The sequence below is a fragment of the Pseudomonas taiwanensis genome (assembly GCF_013393345.1).
Lineage (GTDB): Bacteria > Pseudomonadota > Gammaproteobacteria > Pseudomonadales > Pseudomonadaceae > Metapseudomonas > Metapseudomonas resinovorans_C.
On record NZ_QJRF01000067.1, the window covers coordinates 1 to 12,976 of the forward strand.

General features: G+C 58.4%; 13 protein-coding genes. All 13 read right to left on the reverse strand.

The genetic code is table 11. The annotated features are described in order from the left end of the window. On the reverse strand, positions 1-687 hold a 687-nt coding region (gene rfbD / locus DM872_RS19440), incomplete at its 3' end, for a dTDP-4-dehydrorhamnose reductase (protein WP_179058986.1). Further along, complete coding sequence (gene rfbC / locus DM872_RS19445) at positions 684-1,229, reverse strand: dTDP-4-dehydrorhamnose 3,5-epimerase (RefSeq protein ID WP_179058985.1); 546 nt, start codon at positions 1,227-1,229, stop codon at positions 684-686. The genes rfbC and rfbD, both read right to left, overlap by 4 nt. Further along, the gene (gene rfbA, locus DM872_RS19450) at positions 1,226-2,098 is read right to left on the reverse strand and encodes a glucose-1-phosphate thymidylyltransferase RfbA (RefSeq protein ID WP_179058984.1); all 873 of its coding nucleotides are present in this window, start codon (positions 2,096-2,098) and stop codon (positions 1,226-1,228) included. Before rfbA ends, rfbC begins: the two co-directional genes overlap by 4 nt. Then, positions 2,095-3,159, reverse strand: a complete 1,065-nt coding sequence (gene rfbB, locus DM872_RS19455; RefSeq protein WP_179061011.1) for a dTDP-glucose 4,6-dehydratase — start codon at positions 3,157-3,159, stop codon at positions 2,095-2,097. The genes rfbA and rfbB overlap by 4 nt, the downstream gene beginning before the upstream one ends. 89 nt (positions 3,160-3,248) lie before the next feature. Then, complete coding sequence (locus tag DM872_RS19460; RefSeq protein ID WP_179061012.1) at positions 3,249-3,614, reverse strand: VanZ family protein; 366 nt, start codon at positions 3,612-3,614, stop codon at positions 3,249-3,251. Further along, a complete protein-coding gene (locus tag DM872_RS19465) occupies positions 3,611-5,713 on the reverse strand; it encodes a YjbH domain-containing protein (protein WP_179061013.1) in 2,103 nt (700 codons plus the stop codon). The genes DM872_RS19460 and DM872_RS19465 overlap by 4 nt, the downstream gene beginning before the upstream one ends. After that, entirely contained in the window at positions 5,710-6,483 is a 774-nt protein-coding gene (locus tag DM872_RS19470; RefSeq protein WP_179061014.1) for a capsule biosynthesis GfcC family protein, read from the reverse strand. Before DM872_RS19470 ends, DM872_RS19465 begins: the two co-directional genes overlap by 4 nt. A 105-nt stretch (positions 6,484-6,588) precedes the next feature. Next, on the reverse strand, positions 6,589-7,254 hold the full coding sequence (locus DM872_RS19475) for a YjbF family lipoprotein (RefSeq protein ID WP_179061015.1): 666 nt from the start codon (positions 7,252-7,254) through the stop codon (positions 6,589-6,591). 11 nt (positions 7,255-7,265) lie between these two features. After that, complete coding sequence (locus tag DM872_RS19480) at positions 7,266-8,375, reverse strand: polysaccharide biosynthesis/export family protein (protein ID WP_179061016.1); 1,110 nt, start codon at positions 8,373-8,375, stop codon at positions 7,266-7,268. A gap of 239 nt (positions 8,376-8,614) precedes the next feature. Beyond that, positions 8,615-8,926 (reverse strand): hypothetical protein, encoded by a 312-nt coding sequence (locus tag DM872_RS19485; protein ID WP_179061017.1) that lies wholly within the window; start codon positions 8,924-8,926, stop codon positions 8,615-8,617. A gap of 133 nt (positions 8,927-9,059) precedes the next feature. Then, positions 9,060-10,469, reverse strand: a complete 1,410-nt coding sequence (locus tag DM872_RS19490) for a mannose-1-phosphate guanylyltransferase/mannose-6-phosphate isomerase (RefSeq protein ID WP_179061018.1) — start codon at positions 10,467-10,469, stop codon at positions 9,060-9,062. 51 nt (positions 10,470-10,520) lie between these two features. Beyond that, complete coding sequence (locus DM872_RS19495; protein WP_179061019.1) at positions 10,521-11,627, reverse strand: DUF1972 domain-containing protein; 1,107 nt, start codon at positions 11,625-11,627, stop codon at positions 10,521-10,523. Then, a complete protein-coding gene (locus DM872_RS19500; protein WP_256873438.1) occupies positions 11,620-12,714 on the reverse strand; it encodes a glycosyltransferase family 4 protein in 1,095 nt (364 codons plus the stop codon). The genes DM872_RS19495 and DM872_RS19500 overlap by 8 nt, the downstream gene beginning before the upstream one ends. Between the last annotated feature and the right edge of the window lie 262 nt (positions 12,715-12,976).

Genomic DNA, 12,976 nt, shown 5'->3' on the forward strand with positions numbered 1-12,976 from the left:
CTGGTCAGCGATGGCACTGGCAAAGCCGAACCAGGAGGTTTCGCCCCGGTTGGTCAGGTGATAGACGCCCCAATGGCGGTTGCCCGCCTGCCACTGATCGATCAACTGCGCCGTGGCCTGGGCGATGCTGCCCGCCCAGGTCGGCGCGCCTACCTGGTCATCCACCACGCGCAGCTCTTCGCGCTCCTGCAGCAGACGCTGCATGGTGAGCAGGAAGTTGCGCCCGTGCAGCGAATAAACCCAGCTGGTACGGAGGATCAGGTACTGCCCACCAACGGCCTGGATCGCCTGTTCGCCGGCCAGTTTGCTGGTGCCGTAGACGCCCAGCGGCTGGGTCGGGTCGTCCTCGACGTAGCGGCCGTGCTTGGCACCGTCAAAGACGTAGTCGGTGGAGTAGTGGAACAGCGGAATACCGAGGGCGGCGGCCTCTTCAGCGAGTACGCCGGGGGCCGTGGCATTGATCGCGACGGCGGCGTCCGCATCGGTCTCGGCCTGGTCCACCGCGGTGTAGGCGGCGGCGTTGATCAGCAGGTCGGGGGCCAGGGCACGGACCTGCTGGCGGATCTGCTCGGGATGGGCGAGATCGAGCCGGTCGCGCCCCAGGGACACGACCGCGGCCTTGCCGGCGAGGGCGAGCTGGAGTTCCCGCGCCACCTGGCCGCTATTGCCGGTGATGAGAATCTTCATGCGAACAGGTCCGCGTCCTTGAAGTTGACCCCGGCCTGGTCCTTGGCGGACAGCTGCGGCGCCTCGGCCAGCGGCCAGTCGATGGCGAGATCGGGATCGTCCCAGCGAATGCAGCGCTCATGCTCGGGGGCGTAGTAGTCGGTGGTCTTGTAGAGGAACTCGGCGTAATCGCTGAGGACCACGAAGCCGTGCGCGAAACCCTCGGGGACCCAGAGCTGGCGTTTGTTTTCGGCGGAGAGGTGTACGCCGACCCAGCGCCCGAAGGTGGGCGAGTTGCGGCGGAGGTCCACCGCGACGTCGAACACTTCGCCCGCGACGACCCGCACCAGTTTCCCCTGGGCTTGCTGCAGCTGGTAGTGAAGCCCGCGCAGGACGCCGCGCTGGGAGCGCGAGTGGTTGTCCTGGACGAAGTGGCGTTCGACGCCGGTCGCCTCGGCGAAGGTGCGGGCGTTGAAGCTTTCGTAGAAGAAGCCGCGCTCGTCGCCGAATACGCGAGGTTCGAGAATGAGGACGTCAGGGATAGCGGTTGGAATCGCGTTCACGCACCTTCTCCGGCGATGTCGAACAGGTATTGGCCATAACCGGTCTTGCCGAATGCCTTGGCCCGGGTCAGCAATTGCGTCTTGTCGATCCAGCCGTTCTGGTAGGCGATCTCCTCCAGGCAGGCCACTTTCAAGCCCTGACGGTGCTCGATGGTCTGCACATACTGGGAGGCATCCAGAAGGCTGTCGTGGGTGCCGGTGTCCAGCCAGGCGAAGCCGCGACCGAAGCGCTCGACGCGCAGATCACCGCGGCGCAGATAGGCGTTGTTGACGTCGGTGATTTCCAGCTCGCCACGCGGAGAAGGCGTCACCGCCTTGGCGATGCGGATCACATCGTTGTCGTAGAAGTACAGGCCGGTGACGGCATAGCTCGACTTCGGCTGAGCCGGCTTCTCCTCGATGGAAACGGCGCGACCCGCCTCATCGAATTCCACCACGCCAAAGCGCTCGGGATCTCTCACCCAATAGCCGAAGACGGTGGCGCCACTGGGCGATTGCGCGGCGCGCTTGAGCTTCTCGGTGAAGTGCTGGCCGTGGAAGATGTTGTCCCCCAGGATCAGGCATACCGGGTCGTTGCCGATGAACGCCTCGCCGATCAGGAACGCCTGGGCCAGGCCATCCGGCGACGGTTGTTCGGCATAGCTGAAGTGCACGCCGAACTGACTGCCATCGCCCAGCAGGTTGCGGTACTGCGGCAGGTCCTGGGGGGTGGAGATGATCAGGATTTCGCGGATGCCGGCGAGCATCAGCACCGAGATCGGGTAATAGATCATCGGCTTGTCATAGATCGGCAGGAGTTGCTTGGACACCCCCAGGGTGATGGGGTGGAGGCGGGTGCCGGAACCGCCCGCGAGGACTATCCCTTTCATACTGCTGCTCCCAGGCGTTCACGTTGATAGCTGCCGTCCTGCACGCGCTGGCACCACGGGAGGTTATCCAGGTACCACTGGACCGTCTTGCGCAGCCCGGTCTCGAAGGTTTCCTGCGGCACCCAGCCCAGTTCACGCTCGATCTTGCTGGCGTCGATGGCATAGCGCAGGTCGTGGCCCGGGCGGTCCTTGACGTAGGTGATCAGGTCTTCGAAGCGGGCCACGCCGGCGGGCTTGTGCGGCGCCAGCTCTTCCAGCAGGGCGCAGATGGCCCGAACCACATCGAGGTTCTTCTGCTCGTTATGCCCGCCGATGTTGTAGGTCTCGCCCACCGTGCCGCGGCTGACCACTTCCAGCAGCGCCCGGGCGTGGTCCTCGACGAACAGCCAGTCGCGCACCTGCTGGCCGTCGCCATACACCGGCAGGGGCTTGCCTTCCAGGGCGTTGAGGATCATCAGCGGGATGAGTTTCTCGGGGAAGTGATAAGGGCCGTAGTTGTTCGAGCAATTGGTCAGCAGCACGGGCAGACCGTAGGTGCGGTGCCAGGCGCGGACCAGATGGTCGGACGCCGCCTTGCTCGCCGAATACGGCGAACTGGGGGCATACGGCGTGGTTTCGGTGAACAGGTCGTCCGCCCCGTGCAGGTCGCCATACACCTCGTCGGTGGAAATGTGATGGAAGCGGAAGGCCGTCTTGCGTTCGGCGTCCAGCCCCAGCCAATAGGCGCGCACGCTTTCCAGCAGGCTGTAGGTACCGACGATGTTGGTCTGAATGAAGGCCGCGGGACCGTCGATGGACCGATCGACATGGGACTCGGCGGCCAGGTGCATCACCGCGTCGGGCTGGAAGCGCGCCAGCGCTGCGCCGACAACCTGGCTGTCGGCGATATCCGCCTGGAGGAACTGGTAGCGCGGATTGTCCGCGACCGCGGCCAGCGACTCGAGGTTGCCGGCGTAGGTCAGTTTGTCGAGGTTGAGCACCTCATGCTGGGTGTTTGTCAGCAAGTGGCGAACCAGGGCCGAACCGATGAAGCCGGCTCCGCCAGTGATCAATATTCGCATGTGCATTCCTAGCGTTGAAAAATGCCTATGTATAGGCGCTGTTCGCGGTAATGAAGGCCGTCAGACATTGGAGACTGCCGTGTCGAAACTCATTCGAGATGGGTGGGCATCCCTTTCTCACGTAGAAGCAGAGCGGCAAAGCTGCCGCTCAGCACGCCCAGCACGTTGGCGGCGATGTCGGCCCAGGAGGCTGTGCGCAGCGGCAGCAGCGCCTGCCCCAGTTCGATACCCATTGAGACCAGCAAGGTCCAAATGAACAGCCACACCAGCCGGGTGCTGGGAAAGGCAAGCGAGGCGCTCAGGGCCAGGCAAGCAAAGCCCGCCCAGTGGTGCAGCTTGTCCTGATTATCGAAGGCTTCGGGCACCGGTTCGCTGCTCAACCCAGCCACGAGGATCACCAGCAGCACAAGGCCGAAGGTAATCCGCGCCAGCCAGGTGATCCGTATGTCCGTCATTCCACCACCTTGTCGAAGTTGCTGTGGAACATGTCGATGTTGCGTCCCTCGGTCAAGGTATAGAGCGAGTAGCTGCGGCCCAGCGAAGCGCCACCGTCACGGGTCAGCGGCGACCACACCAGATTGGCCCGGCGCATGGTGGAGCTGGCCATCAGCTCGTCGAAGGGAATGGAGAAGTAAATGCCCTTGCCGAAACTACCTTCCCCGTACTCGTCCTTGGTGACGTTAGTGAAGGTCGCCCAGGCGCCAAAGCGCACCCCGTTGTGGAATTCACGGGACAGGTCGAAGGTCACGCCGTAGTCGCGGGCCAGGTAACGGCCAACGCTGACGGCGGCGAGAATGTCCTCGAAGGGCAGGCGGTAGTAACCCGTCACGTGGCCGGTGATCACGCTGTAGTCGCGCAGCCCGAAGTCCTGCTCGAAATCGCGCTGCTTGGCCCAGTTGAGATTGCCGCCGATGGCCCAGCGCTCGCCCATCGGGCGATAGAGCAACTCGCCGCCCACGCCCGCGAACATGGATTCCAGGTAGCCGCCGTAGGCCATGCCGTAGAGGTCTTCGTCCAGCTGACGCACCTTGTTCAGCTGGAAGGTGGGCATGGTCACGTCAGAGGTCGTCATGTACTCGCGCAGGTGAGTACGTACGCGCGGCAGGTTGCTCGGCGCGTCGTACTTGAACTTGTCGAAGTTGTTCACCAGGTTCGCGCTGAGCGTGCCGTTCCACCAAAGGTCACGCTGGAAGCGGTATTCGGCATTCAGGTCGGCCGTGAACTGATAGAGCAGGAAGCCGTCAGGTCCGCCAACGTTCTGCTTGTAGCCAAGGCCCAGGCCGTAGGTGAAGGGCGAAAGCTCCTGAGCAAACAGCTCCATTTCCTGGTGGGGCACGGGCGCGTTCTGTTCGGTGACCCGGCGCAGGTCTTCCACCGGTCGATCCTGTTGCGCCACTTCGCGGAATGTATCGCGGGGCAGGCTGATCTCCTGTACGGCCATGCCATTGCGGCTGTCGACCACAGTGAACCAGTCGATCTCGTCGTTCACGCTGTTGTCGAGAATGCGCGCGGCGCGGCCCACGGCCTTGGGAGAATGGAAGTAACGGGTCTGCTCGCCGTAGACGATCAGTTCGGAGTCGCGCTGAGTAATGCGCTCCACCCGATAGCCGGCGTTGTTGCGCAGGCGCTGGGCTACACCGGCCCACTTCACATCTTCCGGCGCTACCTTGGGCTTGCTGGCCTGGACCTTCTCGGCCGGCGGGTCAAAGCTTTTGGTCGGCGCCTTGCGGGTGGCGAAGTTGGTGTGCAGGGTGATGCCGAACATTGCGGTGTTGCCGCGTTCCCAGGCGGCGTGCAGATCCACCCAGTCGCTGGCCTTGAACACCAGGCCCAGGTTGATGGGGGAGTCCTGCACCTGGTTGTTGTTCTGCGGCTCGTTCTGGTAGTCGTTGCCTTCGTACTCCAGCTTGATCGAGAGCGGATCCCAGGGCGTCTGGTAGTTCACTCCGCCGAAGAAGGCTGGGCTGCCTCGGAAGTAACTATTGCCGTTGAATTCACCTGCATTCGACACGTTGCCATCTGGGGCCGGCCGGTCATCGAACTTATCGCCCAGGACTAGGCTGACGGGATTGTCGATATCACCGCGATTGCCGATGTAGCCCCATGCCAGACCCAGGCTCAGGTCGAAGTCGCCCAAGCGTTTGTTGCCCACAAAGTACTCACTGGAAAACAAGCCGGTACCGCCGATATCGCGCGCGCCGCCTGCGACTTCAGGTAGCCAGTGACTCTCTCGGAGCAAACGCACTTTGGCGTCGATGGCCTTGTCCTTGTAGCTCTGGTCGCCACTGAGTGATTCCGGGCCGTATTTCCGGTTGCTGATGGAGGTATAGCGGAAGCTGCCCTCCAGCCAATCAAAGGGCTGGAAGGACACGCTGTAGCGGCTGTAGGGATCGGTACGGTTAGCATTCACCGACAGTTCGCCCGCCTGGGCCATGCGTGCGGTGGGGGTTTGCAGCAGGCCTACGCCGCCAAAATCGCTCTGCGTATAGCGAGGTTCAGCCTGGGCGCAGGTCGCGCAGCCGAGCAGCAGGCACGGGAGCAAGTGGCGCTTCACGGGGCCACCTCCAGCGGCTGAGTGCCAATGAAGGTGGCGAGCTCGGCGTTCAGGTCTGGCGTCGGGTCACCCAGGCCGGCACCGCGTACAGGTACATAGATGCGTGCGCCAGGCGCAGGTGACGGTGGCGCATCAGTGCGGTTCCACAGCGCAATGCCCTGGCGCTGCACGCGGCCATCGGGCTGAGCCACAAAGAGTTCATCCAGGTCGGCTTCTGCATGCCGTGGGCAGGCTTCCAGGTAATCCCTGGCCGTTTGCATGGGCACAAAGGGCAGTTGGCACTCGGCCAGTACTGCGCCCTCAATCCGCACGTACTCGGGACGTGCCGGGTAGATCAGGCGATCGCCAGCGCTGAGTTCAAGGTTGTACTTGTGGTTGAGTTCCACTTTCACCGGGTCCAACTCCGCTACGCGGCGGCCGGTTACCGGCATCGCCTGGACCTTGGCCGTGAGGCTTCTGGCCAGTTCCGCCAGGGCCGGGCGGTTATCCAGCAGTGCATTGCGCTCAAGGGTTGCGAGGTCGAACAGCACGCCCAACTTCAGGCGCGTTTGCTCCTGGAGAAGGGGGCGATGCAGCCAGGCCGCGCCCAGCAGATAGGCATTGGGGCTGACCTGTGCGGGCAGCAGCACATCGTGCAGGCGAGTCATGGCCGCCACGGGAAATTGGCCGGGCGCCGCGGCATCACCCTCGACCGTCACAGTCGGGGCAGCATTTGCGGCGTAGGCGAAAAGTGCGCTGCATAACAGCAGCCAGGAAGGGCGCAAGCTCATCGTGAAATCGGTTCAATCATCTGTAGGAGCCAGCTTGCTGGCGAACAATCTTTCGCCGCCCGCACCGGGCCCACCCAAGGTTATGCATTAGAGGTCGAGCATCGCTCACTCGGCCCTGTGTTCCGGCCGCAATGGGCGCACCTGCAGGATTCGCAAGGGCAGCTCGGGGGTTACATGCTGGACACTGGCCAGGATGAAACCGTCAGCCGGGTCCACCCAGTACTGATTGCGGGCCGAGTAGTCGAGTTCGGGCATCTCGATGTGCTCATCAACGCGCAACAACTCCAGGTCGCGGTCGAGGATGCGCACCGTCTCCAGCCCTTTCTTCTCGAAATGGCTGATCAGCCGGGTGCCCATCTGGTAACGCCCGGCGAAATCCACCTGGCGCTCGGCACGCAGCCCATCCGCAATGCGATGCAGGCCGGTTCGGAAGGGCGACTCGCCGACAAAACGAGTGCCATCGAGATTGTCATTGAACCCCACGGAGCGGATGGCCAGGCCATCCTCCATCATCAGCACCTGCTGGGTAGAGGCTAGCCAGAACTGCACGCCCTCCTGCAGGCGCACCAGGGCCATCACGGCCTCCCCGGTGGGGGCGGCAATGGTGATCTGGTAGTAGGGAACGGCATCAACCTGCTCCCGGGTCAGGTCCAGGGGCTGCGGCCCCTGGGTGGCTGCCTTGAGCGTGTCCCAGCTCGCCCGCATCAGTGGGTTGCAGGCACTCAGTAGCATTACGGCAAGCGGCAACAAGGCCAGGCGTGCAATTTTCACGTCATGACCACTCAGTTGCTGTTGTTGTCGCCCATGTCATCCTGAATGGCGACGCCGGTGCGCAGCAGGTTGGCAGTGGGGAACACCTGGCTGATGAAGCGGTTCCAGCGGGTGACATCTGCCGGGCCTACATACACCACATCCTGCGGCTGCAACTTGAAGTGCTCGGCCACGATAAAGGCCGACGGGGACTTGAGGTTGAGCTGGTAGACCTTGGCAACGTCCCGTTGCAGGTCATCCACACCGCGGATCACATACACCTCCTTGCCGCTGGAGGTTTCCTGGCGCAGGCCGCCGACGGTGCCCAGGGCATCCGTCAGGTTCATGCTGCTGCCCTTGAAGAACAGGGCGCGGGCGCTGCTTACCTCACCCAGCAGATAGACCTTCTTGTTGTCGTTGTAGGGCAGATGGATCTGATCGCCGTCCCGCAGATAGATGCGGTGCAGGAGCGAGTCCTTGCGGTTCAGCGTATCGAGGTCGATCACGTACTCGCGGCCATCACGCTTCAGCACCAGGCCGGCAATATCGGCGGCGCCAGCTTGAACGCCGCCCTGGCCTACCGCGTCCAGCAGAGTGAGGGGGGTGTTGGTAACGGGTACGGGGCCGGTTTTGCCAAAGGCGCCGGAGAGGATGACCTTCTGGCTAGCAAAACGCAGCACGCTGACGTCCACCTGAGGCTCGGTCACCACGCTGGTGAGGCGCGAGGCGATCAGCGAGCGCAGTTCTTCAATGGTCTTGCCTGCGGCCTCGACATTGCCCACATACGGATAGAACAGCGTGCCATCCGGGCGCACCAGACGGCCGTTGGCCTCGATCTGCTGTTGCGGGCCGGAAGGCGCGGTGAGCTCTGGGTGGTCCCATACGGTGATGTAGATCAGGTCACCTGCGCCAATCCGGTACTCGCCGGGCTGAAAACTCAGCAACTCAGGGGCTACCTGGGTGCCATTCATGGCGGACTCGATGGCCACCAACTTCGGCGTGATGGGTACCAGCTCGATACGGCTGCTTTCAGGGGAGCCCTCGCGCACCAGATTGCCGGAATCCATGTGCTGGCCAGGGGAGAACATACAGCCTTGCAGGGTGAGGCCAAGCAGCATGGCCAGGGGGAGTGCGCGATTCATGTCGGGTGATCTTGTGCGTGGGGCCAAGCGATGCCAAAGCGGCAGGGCCTGACTCGGAATCCAGGGTGTGGGTTACGGCGTTGATGTCCGGGCCAACATAGGCATGTCGGCAGGCTGCATGCAGGTGCGCAAACAGTCGGGAGCTGTGACGATCAACCGGGGCCGCAAGTTACAGGGCCCAATGCGAAACCTCCCAGCGGTGCTGGGAGGTTTCAAGGTGCAGCAACCAAGCGTATTGCTTAGTTGGTGGTGCCGGTAGTGCCGGTGGTACCAGTAGTACCGGTGGTGCCGCCAGCGCCCGGAGTGCTGTCGTTACCGCCGCCGCCGCTGCTGTTGGAAGCAGCAACACCAGCTGCAATGGCCGCAGCACCAACAGCCAGGCCGGTACCCAGGGTCACGCCGCCCGCGATCGGGGTGGTCAGGGTCAGACCGGAAGTGGCGCCCGGAGTGCCAGCGGCAGGTTTGCCAGCACTGGCGGGAGAGGCGGTCTCAGCGGCCATCAGCGAAGTGCTGAAGGCGGCTGCAGTAACGAGAGTCAGAAGTTTTTTCACGTTCATGCTCCTTTTATGAGCGTGTATGTCCCTAAGGAACGGTTGGTGTCGGAGGTTATGTAGAAAACACTTGTATTGCAAGCTGAAACTGGCCCCTGATGGGGCTAAGCGCCTCATTTCAGAAGGCTTTTCCTTAGGCTCTGCCGTACCTGTCATCAAGGCGAACGATGTCGTCTTCGCCCAAGTAGGAGCCGGATTGCACTTCGATCAGCTCAAGCGGGATAACGCCTGGGTTTTCCAGTGCATGGACCTGCCCAATCGGTATGTAGGTGGATTGGTTCTCGGTCACCAGGTACGTCTTGTCTCCATTGGTGACTTTGGCTGTGCCGCTGACGACAATCCAATGTTCGGCCCGATGGTGATGCATTTGCACGGATAGCTTGGCGCCGGGCTGCACCGTAATGCGCTTTACCTGGTAGCGATGGCCATTATCGATGGAGTCGTACATGCCCCAGGGGCGGTACACCTCACGGTGGTTGATGTGCTCTTCGCGGGAACCGCTCTTGAGCTGGTCAACGACTTTTTTGACGTCCTGCACGTGATCTTTGTGCGCAACCAGCACGGCGTCCTTGGTTTCGACGATCACAATGTCTTCTACGCCGACCGTGGCAACCAAACGGCTATCCGCGTGTACATAAGTGTTTCGTGAACCTTGGTCCAACACGTCACCTTTAAAGACGTTGCCTTGCGCATCCTTTTCGCTTACGTCCCAAAGCGCAGACCAGGAGCCGATATCGCTCCAACCGGCATCCAGAGGCACCATCACGGCATCCTGAGTCTTTTCCATCACCGCATAGTCAATGGAATCCTCAGGGCAGGCAGTAAAGGCTGCGGTGTCGACTCGGGTGAAGTGCAAGTCCTGGGAGCCCCCAGCCAGAGCCGTGCGGCAGGCGGCCAGAATATCGGGACGGAATTGCTGCAACTCTTCCAGGTAGCGGCTAGCCTGGAACATGAACATTCCGCTATTCCAGTAGTAATTACCGGTGGCCAGGTAGTCCTGCGCGGTCGCAAGATTCGGCTTCTCGACAAAACGGCTGACCGCAAACCCAGTGTCACCGACTCTGCACCCGCGCTCGATATAGCCGTAGCCCGTTTCCGGATGGCTGGGCACGATGCCGAAGGTGACAAGCTTGCCGGCTTCAGCCAAAGGAAGAGCGTTTAGGATGCTGCTCTGGAAGGACGACACATTCTGAATCAGGTGGTCCGCTGCAAGCACCAGCAAAATTGGATCATCCGTCTCTTGGAATGCTTGCAGTGCCGCCAGCGCAATAGCCGGGGCGGTATTACGACCTACAGGCTCGAGCAGGATCTTGGCCTTATCCATACCGAGTAGCCTAAGTTGTTCTGCGGCCAGGAATCGATGCTGCTCATTACAGATGAGAAACGGAAGGCCGGTACCCAAACCCTCAAGACGCTTGATGGTGTCCTGCAGCATTGAAAGGTCAGAGTCTGCCAGCGGCAGAAACTGCTTTGGATGGAGCTGCCGAGATAGAGGCCAGAGCCTTGTGCCTGAACCGCCGGAAAGAATGACGGGTGTAATCATGATTTAATCAGGAACCTAACCTAAGATGAGAGTCTTTCGAAATTATGTCTGCTATTTTAGCCAGCCTGTAATTAGGCGCTCATAGTCCCCAAGAATCATTTCCCAAGTAAAGGAAGTCTTGTGCCGTGTTCGACTGGAACTTTTCATTCGTGCGATAAGTTCGTCGTCTTTGAGGAGTTCGTCGAGAGCTGAGGAGCAGTCAGATTGGCTGCTAAAATACTTTCCACCATTGTCAGTAACCCATCTATTGAAGTCGTTGTCATGAGCCAAGACGGCGCAGCCGGCACCTAAAGCTTCAACCAAGGAAGGGTTTGTACCGCCTACAGTGTGGCCATGTAGATAGACTCTGCAGTAGTACCTGAGAGCTGATACTACGTCAGGATTATAGATGGCTCCTGGGAATATAACTTCATCACTAGCGGCATCCATTACTTTTTTGTGATACACATTCTTTTGTGGCTGAAAATTTCCAAGGACGACGAGTTTGTGATTTCTCGTTCTGGAGCTGAATGCGCTCACCATTTCTAAGAACGAGTTCTCAGGTTCTGGTCTTGCGATAATAATAGAATAATTGCCTTTCTCGAGACCGAGATTTTCAATCGCGCTAATACTTGCAGTAGAGATTGATCCCGCCCCATATGGGATCATCGTAACCTTACTGCTGGAAACTCGAGTGGAAAGATGCTGCTTGATTTTGGGATGATCTGCGATTAAGTGGTGGCCTACCCAGCAGCCAATGCGCTCATTGAGCCAGAACCAAGCCTTGGCCGGAAGGCTCCATTTGTCTCTGCGCCACTCTATACCATCCATGTTAATTAACACCGTCTGTTGCTTCAGGCGCTGTAGTAAATTAAATATGGCTGTGTTGTAGCCGAGTAGTAAAAAAATCCCATCTTGAGAGAGGGCATGCATTGTTGCTTTCCAGTCAAAAAAGATTGTGCCTAAGGCCCCACTAGTTTGAATTGGAATGTTGATCTGTTTTACTCCATTCCAGACGCTCTCATAAGTGCTGCCACTACCGTCAATTTGGCAATAGACGCTTACATCCCAACCTTGTTCAACAAGGTGGAGGGAAAGTTTCTCAGCAAAAGTCTCAAAGCCACCATGCTGTGCAGGTATCCCTCTAATCCCTAGAATGAAAAGTCTCTTCTTAGACATGTCGCTTATATACCTGCATATGCATTTCTGCGATTATTTTCCAGTCGTGGTCTGATGTTACTTTGCTTAGCGCAGATTTTGAGATTCTGACTTGGTCATCGCTTTTGAGTGATTGAACAATTTTCTTTGCCAAGTCAACATGGTCGCCTGGCGAAAAAAGATAACCATTAACTGTATCAGTTATTATCTCCTCCATTGGGGGGAGACGCGGCGAAACTGTAATCGCTCCGTAAGACATTGCCATTAGTAGTACGCCACTTTGATATATTTTCTTGTATGGTAGAGCTATTACGTCAGCGGCAGAGTAGTAGTTGTCTACTTCGTCGTCTGGTATATACTCAATGCGGCTTAATATGGATTGGCTGAGGTTTAATTCTTCAATTAGCTCGCTATAGCTATCAAAGGAATCCTTCCATACTTTTCCAGCAATTAGAAGTTTAGCTTGCGGCTCTCTCTCGAGAATTAAGGGTAAGGATCTTATTAGAATATCCAGGCCCTTGACTTTTTTGATTTGACCAAAGAATAAGATTATTTTTGAGTCTGTGGGGAGCCCGAGTTTATTGCGGGAGTAGAGCTTGTCTTGAGGGTTGCAGAAATTAATGTAGTTGCCGTGGGGTATCGTGGCTATTTTGATATGTTTGTTTATGTCTTTTATTGAGTTCTCAAGTTCTTTTTTTGAGAAATCATTGTGAACGATTAGTTCATCTGCCAGTTTAAATATGGCAGTTTGAATGCATTTGCTACTGGATCCTGCGAAGGCCTCTACATCGTGGACTGTGGCGATTAGTTTTAGTCCGGATGCTTTTGAAAGTAGGCAGGTTAAAAACTCTAAAGGACCATATTGGAATAAATGTATGTGGCACAGCTTTGAGTTTCTTTTCCTGGTCGACGCCAGCGATTTCGCTAGGGCCGAGAAGTATCGGAGTAGTCTAGTTAGCTTTCTGTCTTTGCCGTAGACGCCGTTGAAGATTTTGTGAATATTGAAGCTTTCATAAGAGTGTTCTTTCGTCTCGGGGCATGTATACAGATCTACCTTGCAATTACTATCTGCTAGGCCTTTACCAAGACCGTAATTGTAGTAGTTCATGCCACCATGGCCGCCAACTGGCTCAATTATAGATATATGCATGGTTATAAATTTCAGCTGGTTGTGGGTGTTCGCTAAGCTTTATGCTATTTAAGCGACGCCGTTATAAAGTCGGGCTTATAGGTTGTTGCAGTTTAGGGGGCGGAGTGAGTATTCAGGAGAGAACTTGGCTTATTAGCTTTTTTTTGAAAATACATTTTGTGCCTATATGTAAAAGGAGCAGTTCCCTAACGTATAGACCGAGGGCGGAAAAGCCAGAGAT